Origin of the sequence: Pseudomonas sp. RC10-4-2 (assembly GCF_050433085.1) — a bacterium.
Lineage (GTDB): Bacteria > Pseudomonadota > Gammaproteobacteria > Pseudomonadales > Pseudomonadaceae > Pseudomonas > Pseudomonas aeruginosa.
Window position 1 is genome coordinate 17,447 of the sequence record NZ_JBNPXX010000006.1, and the last position, 16,698, is coordinate 34,144.

General features: G+C 66.2%; 15 protein-coding genes. 10 read left to right on the forward strand and 5 right to left on the reverse strand.

The features are described 5' to 3' along the window. Positions 1 to 12 precede the first annotated feature (12 nt). The 4 genes from FHW81_RS23785 (at position 13) to FHW81_RS23800 (ending at position 2,973) form a co-directional block, all read left to right on the forward strand. Positions 13 to 501: a hypothetical protein gene (locus tag FHW81_RS23785; protein ID WP_169433242.1), complete on the forward strand. Its 489-nt coding sequence runs from the start codon at positions 13 to 15 to the stop codon at positions 499 to 501. Further along, positions 498 to 2,039 (forward strand): catalase KatB, encoded by a 1,542-nt coding sequence (katB, locus tag FHW81_RS23790; protein WP_003094881.1) that lies wholly within the window; start codon positions 498 to 500, stop codon positions 2,037 to 2,039. Before FHW81_RS23785 ends, katB begins: the two co-directional genes overlap by 4 nt. A 53-nt stretch (positions 2,040 to 2,092) precedes the next feature. Continuing rightward, a complete protein-coding gene (locus FHW81_RS23795) occupies positions 2,093 to 2,644 on the forward strand; it encodes an ankyrin repeat domain-containing protein (protein WP_003121338.1) in 552 nt (183 codons plus the stop codon). A gap of 74 nt (positions 2,645 to 2,718) precedes the next feature. Continuing rightward, complete coding sequence (locus tag FHW81_RS23800) at positions 2,719 to 2,973, forward strand: YdcH family protein (protein ID WP_003104887.1); 255 nt, start codon at positions 2,719 to 2,721, stop codon at positions 2,971 to 2,973. Between the two features lie 61 nt (positions 2,974 to 3,034). Here the strand turns inward: FHW81_RS23800 and FHW81_RS23805 are convergent, their stop codons facing one another. After that, positions 3,035 to 3,469 (reverse strand): CopD family protein, encoded by a 435-nt coding sequence (locus FHW81_RS23805; RefSeq protein WP_003104889.1) that lies wholly within the window; start codon positions 3,467 to 3,469, stop codon positions 3,035 to 3,037. A gap of 109 nt (positions 3,470 to 3,578) precedes the next feature. Here FHW81_RS23805 and radA point away from each other — a divergent pair, with 109 nt between their 5' ends. Continuing rightward, the gene (radA, locus tag FHW81_RS23810) at positions 3,579 to 4,940 is read left to right on the forward strand and encodes a DNA repair protein RadA (protein WP_003094867.1); all 1,362 of its coding nucleotides are present in this window, start codon (positions 3,579 to 3,581) and stop codon (positions 4,938 to 4,940) included. Positions 4,941 to 4,946: 6 nt separating this feature from the next. Here the strand turns inward: radA and mapZ are convergent, their stop codons facing one another. After that, positions 4,947 to 5,324, reverse strand: a complete 378-nt coding sequence (gene mapZ, locus FHW81_RS23815; protein ID WP_003094864.1) for a cyclic di-GMP-binding protein MapZ — start codon at positions 5,322 to 5,324, stop codon at positions 4,947 to 4,949. Positions 5,325 to 5,526: 202 nt separating this feature from the next. Between mapZ and FHW81_RS23820 the strand changes: the two genes are divergently transcribed. The 5 genes from FHW81_RS23820 (at position 5,527) to FHW81_RS23840 (ending at position 10,156) form a co-directional block, all read left to right on the forward strand. Beyond that, complete coding sequence (locus tag FHW81_RS23820) at positions 5,527 to 6,033, forward strand: DUF3015 domain-containing protein (RefSeq protein ID WP_003094862.1); 507 nt, start codon at positions 5,527 to 5,529, stop codon at positions 6,031 to 6,033. Positions 6,034 to 6,370: 337 nt separating this feature from the next. Beyond that, positions 6,371 to 8,437: a carbon starvation CstA family protein gene (locus tag FHW81_RS23825; protein WP_003094859.1), complete on the forward strand. Its 2,067-nt coding sequence runs from the start codon at positions 6,371 to 6,373 to the stop codon at positions 8,435 to 8,437. A 48-nt stretch (positions 8,438 to 8,485) separates the two neighbouring features. Beyond that, a complete protein-coding gene (locus FHW81_RS23830; protein WP_003094856.1) occupies positions 8,486 to 8,689 on the forward strand; it encodes a YbdD/YjiX family protein in 204 nt (67 codons plus the stop codon). Positions 8,690 to 8,748: 59 nt separating this feature from the next. Further along, on the forward strand, positions 8,749 to 9,753 hold the full coding sequence (yjiA, locus tag FHW81_RS23835) for a GTPase (protein ID WP_106120554.1): 1,005 nt from the start codon (positions 8,749 to 8,751) through the stop codon (positions 9,751 to 9,753). A gap of 22 nt (positions 9,754 to 9,775) precedes the next feature. Then, entirely contained in the window at positions 9,776 to 10,156 is a 381-nt protein-coding gene (locus FHW81_RS23840) for a hypothetical protein (protein ID WP_106120555.1), read from the forward strand. Positions 10,157 to 10,233: 77 nt separating this feature from the next. Here FHW81_RS23840 and glyA read toward each other — a convergent pair whose 3' ends face one another. From glyA to nfxB, 3 genes are all read right to left on the reverse strand, one after another. Continuing rightward, a complete protein-coding gene (gene glyA / locus FHW81_RS23845) occupies positions 10,234 to 11,487 on the reverse strand; it encodes a serine hydroxymethyltransferase (RefSeq protein ID WP_010792235.1) in 1,254 nt (417 codons plus the stop codon). A gap of 122 nt (positions 11,488 to 11,609) precedes the next feature. After that, entirely contained in the window at positions 11,610 to 15,857 is a 4,248-nt protein-coding gene (gene morA, locus FHW81_RS23850; RefSeq protein WP_003112799.1) for a cyclic di-GMP receptor MorA, read from the reverse strand. Between the two features lie 243 nt (positions 15,858 to 16,100). Beyond that, on the reverse strand, positions 16,101 to 16,664 hold the full coding sequence (gene nfxB, locus FHW81_RS23855) for an efflux pump transcriptional repressor NfxB (protein WP_003094842.1): 564 nt from the start codon (positions 16,662 to 16,664) through the stop codon (positions 16,101 to 16,103). Between the last annotated feature and the right edge of the window lie 34 nt (positions 16,665 to 16,698).

Below are 16,698 nucleotides of genomic sequence, written 5' to 3' on the forward strand. Positions count from 1 at the left end.
AAAGGCAGTCTAATGCAGCCTTCGGCAAGTTGCTCAGGCTGGAAGATTGGTGTTTTGGTTCCCCCCGGCAACGCGAAAATTCGCAAGGCATACGTTTGCGTCGGGTCTTGTGGGGAGAAACGAAGTTTAGAGGAAAAACATTACACTCATGTCGATTTTCAGGAATTCGCCAAGAAAGAAGACAAAGCAACTTCGGCAACTTGGAACTGCGCCATGCAGATGCCGGAAGTTGAAGTTGGAGTGGCGAGGTTCTCCGACCTAACTTCGCAGGCAAATAACGAAGGTGAACTCGTTTACCGGCGAGCGAACTGGGAGTGCCTGGTGCACCAGCGCGGGCTTTCTTCGGCTGGCGGTCTTTTTTATTTCTTTTTGCGATTCATGGGCGCATTGATATTCCTAATCGGCGCGGTGAGGTTTTTCAATTTAGCGTCGCCGGCGGCGCTCCTTACCTTGGTCGGGCGCAACAAGACGCCTGACAAGCCATTAGGAGCTCTTCCATGAACCCTTCCCTGAACGCCTTCCGTCCCGGCCGCCTGCTGGTGGCGGCAAGCCTGACCGCCAGCCTCCTGTCGCTGTCCGTGCAGGCCGCGACCCTGACCCGTGACAACGGTGCGCCAGTGGGCGACAACCAGAACTCGCAGACCGCCGGGCCCAACGGTTCGGTGCTGCTGCAGGACGTGCAACTGCTGCAGAAGCTGCAACGTTTCGACCGCGAGCGTATTCCCGAACGCGTGGTGCATGCCCGCGGCACCGGCGCCCATGGCGAGTTCGTCGCCAGTGCCGATATCAGCGACCTGAGCATGGCCAAGGTCTTCCGCAAGGGCGAGAAGACCCCGGTATTCGTGCGCTTCTCCGCGGTGGTGCACGGCAACCACTCCCCGGAAACCCTGCGCGATCCGCGCGGTTTCGCCACCAAGTTCTATACCGCAGACGGCAATTGGGACCTGGTGGGCAACAACTTCCCGACCTTCTTCATCCGCGATGCGATCAAGTTCCCGGACATGGTCCATGCCTTCAAGCCGGACCCGCGCAGCAACCTCGACGACGACTCGCGACGCTTCGATTTCTTCTCCCACGTGCCGGAGGCGACCCGCACCCTGACCCTGCTGTATTCCAACGAGGGCACCCCGGCCAGCTACCGGGAAATGGACGGCAACAGCGTGCATGCCTACAAGCTGGTCAACGCCAGGGGCGAAGTGCACTACGTGAAGTTCCACTGGAAGAGCCTGCAGGGCCAGAAGAACCTCGATCCGAAACAGGTGGCGGAAGTCCAGGGGCGCGACTACAGCCACATGACCAATGACCTGGTGAGCGCGATCCGGAAGGGCGACTTCCCGAAATGGGACCTGTACATCCAGGTGCTCAAGCCCGAGGACCTGGCGAAATTCGACTTCGACCCGCTGGACGCGACCAAGATCTGGCCGGGCATTCCCGAGCGCAAGATCGGCCAGATGGTGCTGAACCGCAACGTCGACAACTTCTTCCAGGAAACCGAACAGGTCGCCATGGCGCCGTCGAACCTGGTGCCGGGCATCGAGCCCTCCGAGGATCGCCTGCTCCAGGGACGGCTGTTCGCCTACGCCGATACCCAGATGTACCGGGTCGGCGCCAACGGCCTGGGCCTGCCGGTCAACCGCCCGCGCAGCGAGGTCAATACCGTCAACCAGGACGGCGCGCTGAACGCCGGACACAGTACCAGCGGGGTGAACTACCAGCCGAGCCGGCTCGATCCGCGCGAGGAGCAGGCCAGCGCCCGCTACGTGCGGACCCCGCTGAGCGGCACCACCCAGCAGGCGAAGATCCAGCGCGAGCAGAACTTCAAGCAGACCGGCGAGCTGTTCCGCTCCTACGGCAAGAAGGACCAGGCCGACCTGATCGCCAGTCTCGGCGGGGCGTTGGCGATCACCGACGACGAGAGCAAGTACATCATGCTTTCCTACTTCTACAAGGCTGACAGCGACTACGGCACGGGCCTGGCCAAGGTGGCCGGGGCCGATCTGCAGCGCGTCCGGCAACTGGCGGCGAAGCTCCAGGATTGATCGCAACCGGGGCGGCCATCCAGGCCGCCCTTCCTCTATCGGTTTGGTGGGAGATGACGACGATGCGAGGTTGGATTCTGGCAGGCTTGCTGCTCGCGGCGCTGGCCGCGCAAGCTGGCGAGGTGCATGGGGTCGAGGTCGAAGCGCGGTTGCGCGACTACTTCTTCGATGCCGCCCGACGCGGTGACCAGGCCATGCTGAAGGAGTTCGTCGAGGCCGGCTTCGACCTCGATGTGCAGGATGCCAAGGGCTATACCGGGCTGATCCTGGCCGCCTACCACGGCCATGGCGGAGCGGTGGAACAATTGCTGGAGGCCGGGGCCGACCCCTGCGTCCAGGATGCGCGCGGCAACACCGCCCTGATGGGCGCCATCTTCAAGGGCGAGGTCCGCATCGCCCGGCGCCTGATCGGCGCGCAATGCAGCCCCGACCAGCGCAACGGCGCAGGGCAGACCGCGGCCATGTACGCGGCGCTGTTCGAGCGCGAGGAGCTGCTCCAGGCGCTGTCGGCGCGCGGTGCCGACCTTGGCGCCCGCGATGCGCTGGGCAACAGCGTGGAAAGCCTGCGACGCGGCGAACTGAACGGCACTGCGGCGGCGAGGTGATCGGGGGCAATGTTCGGAGGAGGCCTGCTGGGCTAGTCTGGAGGTGTCGTATACAACGTCAGAGGAGGTCCGTCATGCCGCTCGAGCAACATCCGCTTTCCCGGGAGTTTCCGGATTTTCATGCCGAACTGAAGCAACTTCATGGCAACGACGCCCACTTCACTCGCCTGGCGGCGGACTATGAGAGCCTCGACAAGCGCATCTATGAGGTCGAGGGCGGTCGCGAACCCCTCGACGACCTGGCGCTGCAGGGGTTGAAGCAGCAACGGGTGCAACTCAAGGACGAAATCGCCGAGAGGCTGAGGAAGGCCAACGGAAAAGGCCATTGATTCATTCACGACAACGGCATGAAAAAGGGCGCCTCCGGCGCCCTTTTTCATGTGGGCATGCTCAGAAGGCGCCGCCGAAACGGAAACTCTGTCCGACCGCGACGAAACCCAGGCCCACCAGGGTGATCGCGGCGATGTGCCAGCCCAGCTTCGGCAGGCTCTCGGCGTCCAGGTTCGGGATCAGGCGCAGGCGCGCATGCACGCCCAGGGCGGCGGTCGCCGCCAGGAGCAGCAGCTTGAGCTGCAGGGCACGGGCCACCGACGTGGCGCCGAACCAGTGGTCGAACGGCAGCCACAGGCTGGCCAGCCACAGGCCGCTGACCACCTGCAGCAGCAGGGCGGGGATGCCGATCCGCTCGTAGACCTGCTCGAAGGCGCGGATCGCCTGGGGATCGCGGCGGCGCAGGGCGCCGGGGAGGATGCCGAGGGCCAGGACCAGGTGGCCGCCGACCCAGATCGCGGCACCCAGCAGGTGCAGGAACAGCAGTGTGCGCATGGAAGTCTCCTTGTCCGGCCATCAGTGTCGCGCGAAGCGCGGTCGATCGAGGCTGATCGGAATCAAGCCAGCGGCTATCATCTGCGCTTTGCCCGCGAGAGGAGTTCCCATGGCCAAGGCCAAGCGCATGTACGGCTGCACCGAGTGTGGCGCGACCTTCCCGAAATGGGCCGGCCAGTGCGCGGACTGCGGGGCCTGGAACACCCTGGTGGAGACCGTCGTCGAGGCCGCGCCGAGCGGCTCCGGCCGCGGCGGCTGGGCCGGCCAGCAGGCCAACCTGAAGACCCTGGCGGAGGTCAGCGTCGAGGAAATGCCGCGCTTCACGACCGGCTCCACCGAACTGGACCGGGTTCTCGGCGGCGGCCTGGTGGACGGTTCGGTGGTGCTGATCGGCGGCGATCCCGGCATCGGCAAGTCGACCATTCTCCTGCAGACCCTTTGCAACCTGGCCAGCCGCGTCCCGGCGCTGTATGTCACCGGCGAGGAATCCCAGCAGCAGGTGGCGATGCGCGCGCGGCGCCTGTCGTTGCCGGAAGACAAGCTCAAGGTGATGACCGAGACCAGCATCGAAACCATCATCGCCACCGCGCGCCAGGAGCAGCCGCGGGTGATGGTGATCGACTCGATCCAGACCATCTTCACCGAGCAGTTGCAATCGGCGCCGGGCGGCGTCGCCCAGGTCCGCGAGAGCGCCGCGATGCTGGTGCGCTATGCCAAGCAGAGCGGCACGGCGATCTTCCTGGTCGGCCACGTGACCAAGGAAGGCGCCCTGGCCGGCCCGCGGGTGCTCGAACACATGGTCGACACCGTACTGTATTTCGAGGGCGAATCAGACGGCCGCCTGCGCCTGCTGCGGGCGGTGAAGAACCGCTTCGGCGCGGTCAACGAACTGGGAGTGTTCGGCATGACCGACAAAGGCCTGAAGGAAGTGAGCAACCCTTCGGCGATCTTCCTCACGCGGGCCCAGGAAGCGGTGCCCGGCAGCGTGGTGATGGCCACCTGGGAAGGCTCGCGGCCGATGCTGGTGGAGGTCCAGGCGCTGGTCGACACCAGTCACCTGGCGAATCCGCGGCGGGTGACCCTGGGCCTCGACCAGAACCGCCTGGCGATGCTGCTGGCGGTGCTGCACCGGCACGGTGGTATCCCGACCTACGACCAGGACGTGTTCCTCAACGTGGTGGGTGGGGTCAAGGTGCTGGAAACCGCCTCCGACCTGGCGTTGATGGCGGCGGTGATGTCCAGCCTGCGCAACCGCCCGCTGCCGCACGACCTGCTGGTGTTCGGCGAGGTCGGGCTGTCCGGCGAGGTGCGTCCGGTGCCGAGCGGCCAGGAGCGCCTGAAGGAAGCCGGCAAGCATGGTTTCAAGCGTGCCATCGTACCCCTCGGCAACGCGCCGAAGGAGGCGCCGGCGGGATTGCAGGTGATCGCCGTGACGCGCCTCGAGCAGGCCCTGGACGCCCTCTTCGAGTGACCCGCCTCAGTCGTCGTGGGCGCTGACCAGCAGGGCCAGCTCGCGCTCGAGGAGTTCCTCGTCGCCCAGGTTCAGTTCCACCAGGCGGCGCAGGTGGCTGATGGAGTCGAGGTCGATGTGCTGGCATTCGAAGCCGAGCAGGCCGTCGCGAGCCCAGGCCAGGCTGATCTCCATGCGGATCAGTACATCCAGGCCCAGGTACAGGCGGGCCTCGAAGGGCCGTTGCGGGTCGCCGTTCCAGTCCTGCGGCTGGCCGACCAGGATGCCGTGCAGGGAGACGTCGTGGAGCAAGACCTCCCAGCGCCGTTCGCCCTGGAGGATCTCGCTGTCGGCGTCGAAGGCGATCCGGTGGAAACGTCGACGTTCGTCGTGCTGGTCACTCATGTCGCGATCCCTCGGTGCGCGCTGCTGGATACCACTATAGCCAAGCCATGCCGGCGGGGAAGTGGCGGAATTCGATCGGCGGTGCCGTCCGTCCCCGCCTGTGCGGCTGGATCGGCGGCATGTGTCCGAGTTTGACAGTTCGTCAAGTCTCGCCAAAGCTGCTAAAGCGTTTTTCTCCAAAATACAACTGCGGAGCGCAGACATGGACAAGCGACTTTTGAGCAAGGGGTTGGTTCTGGGGCTGCTGAGCCTGGGCAGCATGACGGCACACGCCGACGCGGCAGGCGGTAATGGCTGTGGTTGGGGCAACATGGTGTTCGAGGGCCAGCGCGGCCTGTTCCCGCACCTGCTGGCCACCACCACCAACGGTACCTCGGGCAACGCCACCTTCGGCATGACCTCCGGGACCAACGGTTGCAACACCAATGCACGCCTGGGCTATGGCGGCCGCTCGATCTTCGCCATGAACGGGATGCTCGACAACATCGCCGAGGACATGGCCAAGGGCCAGGGCGAAGCGCTCGACGCCTATGCCGTGCTGCTCGGCGTGGAAGCCAAGGACCGGGCGCACTTCGCCCAGGTCACCCAGCAGCATTTCGGCGAGATCTTCGCGAGCAAGGATGCGACGGGCGAACAGGTCCTGAGCAACACCCTGGCGGTGATGAGTCGCGACGGCACCCTGGCGCGCTACGCCAAGCAACCGGCCTGAGACCTCAGGCCCAGGAAAGAGCCCGCTACGGCGGGCTTTTTCGTGTGCGCGTCCTGCCCGCCGGAGGTTGCCGCCTTCGTTGCCACGGCAGACGAACGGCTTGGGCATGCGGCGTTTTCCCAGGGCGCTTCCTACGGAGAGGGCAAGGCCGCGCCGAAGCGTTTTCGCCTGGCCGGCCCTTGTCGGCCATGGACTTTTCCGGCGGATTCCTGCGACATTGCGCCTACCGCCATCGCGCGGTAACCGCTCTAGACTAAGGTCGTATGACCCCTGGTCGGTTCGCGGCTAGAATTTTCGCTGCAGAACTGCGCCCTCCATCTGTCGGAAGCCAAACACTATGAACAATAACAATAGCCTGCTACGTCACCTCGCCTGGCTGGTGGTGGCGATCGTGGGCGCCGCGGCCCTGGGCGTCGTCGCCCTGCGTCGTGGCGAAGCGATCAACGCCTTGTGGATCGTGGTGGCGGCGGTGGCCATCTACCTGGTCGCCTACCGTTACTACAGCCTGTTCATCGCCAGCAAGGTGATGCAACTGGACCCCAACCGCGCCACTCCCGCGGTACTCAACAACGATGGCCTGGACTACGTCCCGACCAACAAGCACATCCTCTTCGGCCACCACTTCGCCGCCATCGCCGGCGCCGGTCCGCTGGTCGGTCCGGTCCTTGCCGCGCAGATGGGCTACCTGCCCGGCACCCTCTGGCTGATCGCCGGCGTAGTCCTCGCCGGCGCGGTGCAGGACTTCATGGTCCTGTTCATCTCCAGCCGTCGCAACGGCCGCTCGCTGGGCGAGCTGGTGCGCGAGGAAATGGGCCAGGTGGCCGGGACCATCGCGCTGTTCGGCGCCTTCCTGATCATGATCATCATCCTCGCGGTGCTCGCGCTGATCGTGGTGAAGGCTCTGGCCGACAGCCCCTGGGGCATGTTCACCGTCCTCGCGACCATTCCCATCGCGCTGTTCATGGGCGTCTACATGCGCTTCATCCGCCCCGGCCGGATCGGCGAGATCTCGATCATCGGGGTGTTCCTCCTGCTCGGTTCGATCTGGCTCGGCGGGCAGGTCGCGGCCAGTCCGGAATGGGCGCCGCATTTCACCTTCAGTGGAATCCAGATCACCTGGATGCTGATCGGCTACGGCGCCGTCGCCTCGGTACTGCCGGTGTGGCTGCTGCTGGCGCCGCGCGACTACCTGTCGACCTTCCTCAAGATCGGCACCATCATCGGCCTGGCGATCGGCATCCTGATCGTCATGCCGGAACTGAAGATGCCGGCCCTGACCCAGTTCACCGACGGCACCGGCCCGGTCTGGAAAGGCAGCCTGTTCCCGTTCCTGTTCATCACCATCGCCTGCGGCGCGGTGTCCGGCTTCCACGCGCTGATCTCCTCGGGGACCACGCCGAAGCTGCTCAACCGCGAGCCCGACGCCCGCTACATCGGCTACGGCGGCATGCTGATGGAGTCCTTCGTGGCGATCATGGCGATGGTCGCCGCCTCGGTGATCGAGCCGGGCATCTACTTCGCCATGAACAGCCCGCCGGCGGTGGTCGGCGCCGACGTCAACGCGGTGGCCGCGACCGTCAGCAGCTGGGGCTTCGCCATCACGCCGGAGCAACTCACCCAGACCGCCCAGGACATCGGCGAGACCACCATCCTGGCCCGTGCCGGCGGCGCGCCGACCCTGGCGGTGGGGATCGCGCACATCCTCCACCAGGTGCTGCCGGGCGAGAACACCATGGCCTTCTGGTACCACTTCGCGATCCTCTTCGAGGCCTTGTTCATCCTCACCGCGGTGGACGCCGGCACCCGTGCCGGGCGCTTCATGCTGCAGGACCTGTTGGGCAACTTCGTGCCGGCGCTGAAGAAGACCGAGTCGTGGACCGCCAACATCATCGGCACCGGCGGCTGCGTGGCGCTGTGGGGCTGGCTGCTGTACCAGGGCGTGGTCGACCCGCTCGGCGGGATCAATACCCTGTGGCCGCTGTTCGGCATTTCCAACCAGATGCTCGCCGGCATCGCGCTGATGCTCGCCACCGTGGTCCTGATCAAGATGAAGCGCCAGCAGTATGTCTGGGTCACCATCCTGCCGGCGGCCTGGCTGCTGATCTGCACCACCACCGCGGGCCTGATCAAGATCTTCGACAGCAACCCGGCGGTCGGCTTCGTCGCCCTTGGCGAGAAGTACGCCACCGCGCTGGATGCTGGCCAGGTGCTGGCGCCGGCCAAGGATATCGGCCAGATGCAGCACGTGGTGCTGAACGCCTACATCAACGCCGGTCTGACCGTGCTGTTCCTGCTGGTGGTGTTCAGCGTACTGTTCTACGCCATCAAGGTCGGCATCGCGGCCTGGGGCAAGAGCGAGCGGACCGACAAGGAAACCCCGTTCGAGCCCATTCCCGACGCCTGACCGGCCGCGCTCCCCGGTTCGCCGGGGAGCCTTAACGAGGAACTCGCCATGTTCAACGACCTCAGCCGCATGGGCAAATACCTGGGCCAGGCCGCCCGGATGCTGGTCGGCATGCCCGACTACGACACCTATGTCGAGCACATGCGCAACAAGCACCCGGACAAGCCGGTGATGACCTACGAGGAGTTCTTCCGCGAGCGCCAGGAGGCGCGCTACGGTGGCGGCAAGGGTCGGCCGATCCGCTGCTGCTGAATCCCCATCCTTCCGCGGGCCACGTCTGACGTGGCCCGCGTCTTTTCTGGAAGTTGCGCATGTCCGAAGTAGCCAACGACAACCACGCCCCGATCCCCGTCACCGTGCTCACCGGCTTCCTCGGCGCCGGCAAGACCACCCTGCTCAAGTACCTGCTGCAGGCCGAGCACGGCATGAAGATCGCGGTGATCGAGAACGAGTACAGCGAGACGCCGATCGACGGCCAGTTGCTCGGCGTCGAGCCGGTGCAGGTGATGACGCTGTCCAACGGCTGCGTCTGCTGCTCGATCAACACCGACCTGGAAAAGGCCCTGTTCCTCCTGCTGGAGCGCCGCGACAACGGCGAGATCGACTTCGACCGCCTGGTGATCGAGTGCACCGGCCTGGCCGATCCGGCGCCGGTGGCGCAGACCTTCTTCGCCGACGAGGAACTCTGCCAGCGCTACGTGCTGGACGGCATCATCACCCTGGTGGACGCCGCCAACGCCGAGCGTCACCTGCAGGAAACCATCACCCAGGCCCAGGTCGGCTTCGCCGACCGCATCCTGGTGAGCAAGACCGACCTGGTCGACGCCGCCACCTTCGAGGCCCTGGGCCAGCGCCTGCAACGGATCAACCGGAGGGCGCTGGTGCATGTGGTCGAGCACGGCCGCATCGACCTGGCGCACCTGCTCGACGTACGTGGCTTCAACCTCAACGCCGACCTCGGTCCTGGCATCGGCCTGCGCCCGCTGCGAGCGGTGGCAGCCAAGGACAGCCGCGATCGCATCGGCACCCTGGTACTGCGCAGCGACACGCCGCTCGATCTCGAAAGGCTGAGCGAGTTCATGGATGACCTGTTGCAGTGGCATGGCAATTCCCTGCTGCGCTACAAGGGCGTGCTGAACATCGCCGACGAGCCGCGTCGCCTGGTGTTCCAGGGCGTGCTGCGACTCTACGGCTTCGACTGGGATAGCGAGTGGCGGGACGACGAGGTGCGCGAGAGCGTGATCGTGTTCATTGGCGACAACCTGCCGGAGGACAGTATCCGCGAGGGCTTCGAACGCATCGTCGAAGGCCGCTGAGACGCATCGACGCCAAAGGAGCGTGGAAATGGACAGGGACGCATTGATCGGCGCCTGGCGGGACTGCATCCGTGGCGCGGACAAATCCTGGGTGCTGTTCGCCCAGGGCACTTGCGTGATCCTCACGCAGCCGGAGCCGGACCTCGCGGCCCAGGCGCGGGCATTGCTGGCCGAGTGGGGAGCGGTACAGGTCGGCACGCCGGCGGGCGACTTCGGCGTGATTACCCTGGACAACGGCCGCGGCTGGGTGGTGACCGGGCATCACCCGGACATCCTTACCTTCGTCCCTCGCGAGGAACTGGAGGAGGACGCCGGCGAGGTGCTCGTCGGCATGCACGGCCGCTCCCGGCGGGGCGAGGATGCCGAGGCCTTGGCGGTGATCCATGTCGAGGACCGGCGATAACGCTACCCGGCGCCTCCTCCCTCGGAGGAAATGAAAAAGCCCGGCATTTGCCGGGCTCTTTCGTCTTGCCTTGTCGCTTAGTTGCCGTAGACCGGGAACTTGGCGCAGATCGCCTTGACCTTCTCGCGTACGCCGTCGACCACGGACTCGTCGCCCATGTTCTCGAGGATGTCGCAGATCCAGCCGGCCAGCTCGCGGCACTCGGCTTCCTTGAAGCCGCGGGTGGTCACGGCCGGGGTACCGATGCGCAGGCCGGAGGTGACGAACGGCGAGCGCGGGTCGTTCGGGACCGAGTTCTTGTTCACGGTGATGAACGCGCGGCCGAGGGCGGCGTCGGCGTCTTTGCCGGTGATGTCCTGCTTGATCAGGGAGAGCAGGAACAGGTGGTTCTGGGTGCCGCCGGAAACCACGTCGAAACCGCGGTCGAGGAAGACCTGGGCCATGGTCTGGGCGTTCTTCAGGACCTGCTGCTGGTAGGTCTTGAACTCCGGCTGCAGGGCTTCCTTGAAGCACACCGCCTTGGCCGCGATTACGTGCTCCAGCGGACCGCCCTGGGCGCCGGGGAATACCGCGGAGTTGAGCTTCTTCTCGATCTCCTCGTTGGCGCGCGCCAGGATCAGGCCACCGCGCGGACCGCGCAGGGTCTTGTGGGTGGTGGTGGTGACCACGTCGGCGAACGGCACCGGGTTCGGGTAGACGCCAGCGGCGACCAGGCCGGCGACGTGGGCCATGTCGACGAACAGGTAGGCGCCGACCTTGTCGGCGATGGCGCGGAAGCGGGCGAAATCGAGGACCTGGGAATAGGCGGAGAAGCCGGCGACGATCATCTTCGGCTTGTGCTCCACGGCCAGGCGCTCGACTTCGTCGTAGTCGATCAGGCCATTGGCGTCGATGCCGTACTGCACAGCGTTGTACAGCTTGCCGGAGGAGGAGACGCTGGCGCCGTGGGTCAGGTGGCCGCCATGGGCCAGGCTCATGCCGAGGATGGTGTCGCCGGCCGACAGCAGGGCCAGGTAGACCGCGGCGTTGGCCTGGGAGCCGGCGTGCGGCTGGACGTTGGCGTAATCGGCGCCGAACAGTTGCTTGGCGCGGTCGATGGCCAGTTGCTCGACGATATCGACGTACTCGCAGCCGCCGTAGTAGCGCTTGTGCGGATAACCTTCGGCGTACTTGTTGGTCAGCACCGAACCCTGGGCTTCCATCACCGCCGGGCTGGTGTAGTTCTCGGAGGCGATCAGCTCGATGTGCTCTTCCTGGCGCTGGGCTTCCTGCTCCATCGCGGCAAAGAGTTCGGCATCGTAGCGGGCGAGGGTCAAATCACGGCTGAACATGGCGGTCCTCATAAGGATCGGTGCTGGGAAAAGGCGCGCATTCTAACCCATGCGGCGGGTGCTGGCACATGAAAGGCCATCATGTCGCGGACAAGCGGCGCTCAAGCGCGCCGCACGGCGGCTCAGCCCTCGTTGAACATGAACAGCACGTCGCTGGCGTAGAGCATGCCGAACTGCTCGGCGGGCATCGGCCGGCCGAACAGGTAGCCTTGCACCTCGTCGCAGCCGTGCTCGCGAAGGAAGTCCAGCTGGGCCTGGCTCTCCACGCCCTCGGCGATCACCATCAGGTTCAGGCTGTGGGCCATGGCAATGATCGCCCGGGCGATCTGTGCGTCCTGTTCGCCGTGGGGCAGGCCGTCGACGAAGCTGCGGTCGATCTTCAGCACGTCGATGGGGAACTGCTTGAGGTAGTTCAGCGAGGAGTAGCCGGTGCCGAAGTCGTCCACCGCGATGGCCAGGCCGAGGCGCTTGAGCCCGGAGAGGATCTGCATGGCCTCGGCGACGTCACTCATCAGGATGCTTTCGGTCAGCTCCAGCTCCAGGCAGGCCGGCGGGATGCCTGTCTCGTAGAGGATCGCGGCGATCCGCTCGCCCAACTGGCCATCGGCGAACTGCCGTGCCGAGAGGTTCACCGAGACCTTCGGCACCCGCACCTTGGCCTTGTGCCAGCTGCGCAACTGCTTGCAGGCTTCCGCCAGCAGCCAGTCGCCGACCTGGGCCACCAGGCCGATCTCCTCCAGCACCGGAATGAACTCGCTCGGCGGAACCAGTCCGCGGCGCGGATGCTGCCAGCGCAGCAGGGCCTCGGCGCCGGTCAGGCGGCGGCCGTCGCCGGTGAACTGCGGCTGGTAGTGGAGGACGAACTCGCCCAGTTCAAGGGCGCGGCGCAGGTCGCTTTCCAGTTCCAGGCGCTCCAGGGCGCGAGCGTTCATCTCGGCCTGGTAGAACTGGAAGTTGTTCTTGCCCATCTCCTTGGCGTGGTACATCGCCGTGTCGGCGTTCTTCATCAGCAGGCTCAGTTCGGCGCCGTCCTGGGGCGACAAGGCCACGCCGATGCTGGCGGTGACGAAGAATTCACGGCCTTCCAGGGTGAACGGCCGGGCCAGACGGCCGAGGATCAGCTCGGCGACCTGGATCGCCCGTTTCAGGGCGATCTCGCGGTCGCCCTGGGAAGGCAGCAGCAGGGTGAATTCGTCGCCGCCCATGCGCGCCACGGTATCGTCCTGGCTGACGCAGGCGCTCAGGCGGGTCGCCACTTCCTGCAGCATGCGGTCGCCGGCGGCGTGGCCGAGGGAGTCGTTGATCGGCTTGAAGCGGTCGAGGTCGAGGAACATCAGCACCACCCACTGGCCGTTGCGCTCGGCCTGCTGCAGGGCGGTATGCAGACGGTCCTGGAACAGCGTGCGGTTGGGCAGGTGGGTGAGGGCGTCGTAGTAGGCCAGGCGGTGGATGCGCCGCTCGCTGGCCTTGCGCTCGCTGATGTCGCTGAAGAAGCAGACGAAGCTGACCAGGTCGCCTTCCTCGTCGCGCACCGCGGTGATGCCGACCCAGGATGGATAGAGCTCGCCGGTCTTGCGCTTCTGCAGGATCTCGCCTTCCCAGCTGCCGCTGTGCTGCAGGCTGGCGAGCACGTGCTTGAGCTGGTTGGCTTCCTGGCGGTCGGCGGTGAGCAGGCGCGGCTGCTGGTCGAGCACGTCGGCCGGGCTGTAGCCGGTCAGGCGCGAGAAGGAATCGTTGACCTGGACGATGTAGCCGGCCGGGTCGGTGACCATGATCGCCGCCGTGGAGTGTTCGAATACCGTCGCCGCCATCCGCAGCTCGCGTTCGGCGCGGCGCTGCTGGCTGATGTCGCGGGCGATGCCGAGCAGGCCTTCGAAGCGGTCGTGCTCGTCCCACATCAGGACGATCCGCAGTTCGATGGGAATCTTGCGTCCGTCGGCGCGCAGGCAGTCGAGGGCGAACAGATGCTGGCCAGGGTTTTCCCGCAGCTCGGCGAGCTTCTGGCGGTCGCCGATGGCGTGCCGCACGCGGCGCAGCAGGCCGTTCAGGCGGCCGAGCTGGCGCGGGTTGGTGGCGGTCTGATGGAGGCCGTTGAGCAGCGCCCATTCCGGGCTGTAGCCGAACACGTGCTGTACCGAGGGGCTGACGTAGCTGGCGTTGAGTTCGGCGTCGGTGGAGAAGATCACGTCGCTGATGTTTTCCGCCAGCATGCGGTAGCGTCGGCCGTTCTCGCGCAGCGCGTTGTTCGCCTCGACGGTGAAGGTGATGTCCTTGGCCACGCCGATCAGGCGCGCCACGCGACCGCTGCGGTCGCGGCTGAAGGCCTGCTCGCGGATGTCGAACCAGTGCCAGCGGCCGTCGCGGTGGCGCCAGCGCAACTGGCTGTCGAGCAGCAGGCCGTCGCCGACCACGTGCTGCAGGTTGCGGATGCGCCAGTAGTATTCCTGGTCGTCGGGGTGCAGCAGGGTTTCCCAGAAGTTCTCGCCCATCCGCGCCAGTTCTTCCTGGTTGTAGCCCAGTTGCTGGCCCAGGTGATGGTTGCTGAAGATCACCCGGCGCGCGTGCAGGTCGTGGATGTAGAGGGTATCGGGCACCGCCTGGACCGCGTCCGACCAGAACTTCTCGCGCTCGATCAGCGACAGTTCGACTTCCTTGCGACTGGTGACGTCGGACAGGCTGAGGGTCACCGCATGCCATTCGCCGGGGTTTTCCGGCAGGCGCAGTTGCAACCACAGGTGCCGCGGCGTGCTCTTGCCGCAGCGCAGCGTGGCTTCAAGTTCGAGTACCGGCCGGCGCTCGATGAGCGCCTCGATCACCTGCAGGCGCAGGCTGTCCGGTTGTAGCGGGCCGTGGTCGAGCAAGCGCTGCCAGGCCTGTTCGGTGGAATCGATCTGTAGCAGGCGGCGACTGACATCGTTGATCTCGGTGATGCGGATCCGCTCCAGCAGCGCCTGCTGCCGCCCGGGTTCGCCGGCGAGCCAGGCGCGCAGTGCGGCGCAGCTGTCCAGGCCTTGCTCCACAAGAGCCTGGCGCAGGGCGGAGAGGTCGAGCACGCAGAGGGCCACGCCGACCCCTTCGAAGATGTCCTGGTAGCGCCGCCGGGTTTCCTCCAGGACGCCGAGGGCGTGCTGTTCCTCGGTGACGTCGCGCAACACCCAGACCTGCCCGCCCTGGAGGATCTGCTCGCGGAGGGTCCAGGCCTGGTCGGCGAGCGCCGGATAGCTGGCCAGCGGATGGCGGCTGAGGGTGAACGTCCGCGGCTCGCCGCGCACCCGCAGCGGCAGCAGCTCGCTACGGGTCTCGCCGTCGCCACCGGCGTCCGTCAGCCAGCCTGGCTCGAGGTCCGGCAGCAGGCCCAGCAGATGATGCTGGCGGGCCTGGGCCGAACTGATGCCGAAGAGGCGTTCGGCCTGGGGATTGAGGTAGCTGAGGCGGCCGTCGGCGCGGGTCACCAGCACCCGCTCGTCGATCGCCGCCAGTGCCGTGGCCGCCTGGCGCAGGCTGCGCTGCGAGGCCAGGGTCATGGCGCGCAGGCCCTGTTGCTCGCGGTGCAGGCGCAGCAGCATGTACACGGTGACGCCGACCAGCAGGAGGAAGATCGCCAGCTCGCCGCCGATTCCCGGCAGCAGGCCGAGCCGCACTCGCGTGCTGTCGTAGAGCCCGCGAAGCTGCCAGTCGCTGTTGCGCAGCGGTTCCACGCCGAGGGTCTGCATGTCGTCGAGCAGCGCCGTGCTCCCCGGGGTATGCCAGAGCACCCGCCCGGCGTATTGGTCTTCCAGGCGCCAGAGCAGGTTGCCGGTGGGCAGGTCGGGACTCCACTGGGCGAGGCTGTCGCTGGCCAGGTGCAACAGCCAGAAGCCACTGTCGCGGCGGCTGCCGGGTTCGCGCAGGGTCAGGTAGAGGGATTCGCCGTCGCGCGGGTCGAGGCAATAGTGGTAGAGGCCGGAGCCGGCGTGCTGGCGCAACTGCTCGGGCAGCGTCGTTTCCGGCGACGGGCTGTCCGTCTGCGGGGCGCTGTCCACCCATTGCAACTGGCGGACCTGCGGCAGCGCATCGCTGATGCGCGGCAACAGCCTGCCCTGTATCTCGCCACGCTCGCTGGGGGGCACGCCCGGGAGCAGGGCGAGGGCGGTGCGCGCCTTGAGTTCGAGGGTCAGGGACAGGCGGTCGTTGAGACGATCGAGCTGGGCCGCGGCTCGCTCGTGTTCGAAGCGTTCCTGCTGGCGCAGCTCCTGGCTCATCTGCCAGAGCAGCAGGCCGAGCATCAACAGGACCAGCAACAGCAGGCCAGCCTTGGCTGCCGGTCGGTCGGGTACGGTCAGTGGGTCGCCGGCGGGAGGCGGCGACGGGGTTAGCGAGGGGGTCGACACTGACCGGAATTCCTGGGGGAGGTGTGATTCGGTAGACAGTTAGGATGCCCGGAAGCAAGGCCAAGTGCCAGTATCGCCGACGAGCGTCACGGTCCTTTCCGGCTGTCGAGGCACTTTGTCGCAGGACCGGTGACGACTGATCTTCCCGAGTGTCGAGCAGGCCTCCGGGCGGCCGAAGTCGACGGCACGCGGATCGGTCCGTGCCATGCGGCGACGAGAGGGGCGCCGCCGCGGGCGCGAGGGTCAGGAGCGCGCCGGATTGGAGGCGCCATGGAGGAACATCTGCTCCAGGGTATGCGCGGAATTGGAGCTGGCCGCCCGTCCGCGACGTTCCGCATCGACCATGCCGTAGACCAGGGTGATGAACAGTTCGGTGAACACGGCCGCCGTGATGTCGATGCGAAACACGCCTTTCTGCTGTCCGCGCAGGAAGAAGGCGTCCAGCGCTTCCAGGTAGGACTGCCAGCGTGCGCCTTCGCCGTGCGGGTCGAGGAAGTCCGGGCGGTACTGGAATACCAGGAATACCAGCAGCTCGCGGTGGGTGAGGTGTTCCTTGATCAGGCGCTGCAACGCCTCCAGAGGCTCGGCATGCTCCAGGTCGCAGGCCTGGATGATCTGGTTCAGTACGGTCTCTCCGTGATCCTCGAGCATCTGCACCAGGTTGTCCCGCGTGCCGCAGAAGCGGTGCAGGGTGGCCTTGCTTACGCCGGCCGCCTCGGCCAGTTCCTTCAGCGTCGCTCGTGGGCGGTCGACGATAGCGACTGCCAGCGCCTTGATGAGTCGCTCGTCATGGGAAATCAGGGTCATCGATGGGTCCCGGTTGGTTTTTCTGATTGTGCGC

Excerpts from the sequence above, each read along its gene's own strand:
- FHW81_RS23785 (WP_169433242.1), top strand. The coding sequence starts at position 13 with ATGCAGCCTTCGGCAAGTTGCTCAGGCTGGAAGATTGGTGTTTTGGTT.
- katB (WP_003094881.1), top strand. The coding sequence starts at position 498 with ATGAACCCTTCCCTGAACGCCTTCCGTCCCGGCCGCCTGCTGGTGGCG.
- FHW81_RS23795 (WP_003121338.1), top strand. The coding sequence starts at position 2,093 with ATGACGACGATGCGAGGTTGGATTCTGGCAGGCTTGCTGCTCGCGGCG.
- FHW81_RS23800 (WP_003104887.1), top strand. The coding sequence starts at position 2,719 with ATGCCGCTCGAGCAACATCCGCTTTCCCGGGAGTTTCCGGATTTTCAT.
- FHW81_RS23805 (WP_003104889.1), bottom strand. The coding sequence starts at position 3,469 with ATGCGCACACTGCTGTTCCTGCACCTGCTGGGTGCCGCGATCTGGGTC.
- radA (WP_003094867.1), top strand. The coding sequence starts at position 3,579 with ATGGCCAAGGCCAAGCGCATGTACGGCTGCACCGAGTGTGGCGCGACC.
- mapZ (WP_003094864.1), bottom strand. The coding sequence starts at position 5,324 with ATGAGTGACCAGCACGACGAACGTCGACGTTTCCACCGGATCGCCTTC.
- FHW81_RS23820 (WP_003094862.1), top strand. The coding sequence starts at position 5,527 with ATGGACAAGCGACTTTTGAGCAAGGGGTTGGTTCTGGGGCTGCTGAGC.
- FHW81_RS23825 (WP_003094859.1), top strand. The coding sequence starts at position 6,371 with ATGAACAATAACAATAGCCTGCTACGTCACCTCGCCTGGCTGGTGGTG.
- FHW81_RS23830 (WP_003094856.1), top strand. The coding sequence starts at position 8,486 with ATGTTCAACGACCTCAGCCGCATGGGCAAATACCTGGGCCAGGCCGCC.
- yjiA (WP_106120554.1), top strand. The coding sequence starts at position 8,749 with ATGTCCGAAGTAGCCAACGACAACCACGCCCCGATCCCCGTCACCGTG.
- glyA (WP_010792235.1), bottom strand. The coding sequence starts at position 11,487 with ATGTTCAGCCGTGATTTGACCCTCGCCCGCTACGATGCCGAACTCTTT.
- nfxB (WP_003094842.1), bottom strand. The coding sequence starts at position 16,664 with ATGACCCTGATTTCCCATGACGAGCGACTCATCAAGGCGCTGGCAGTC.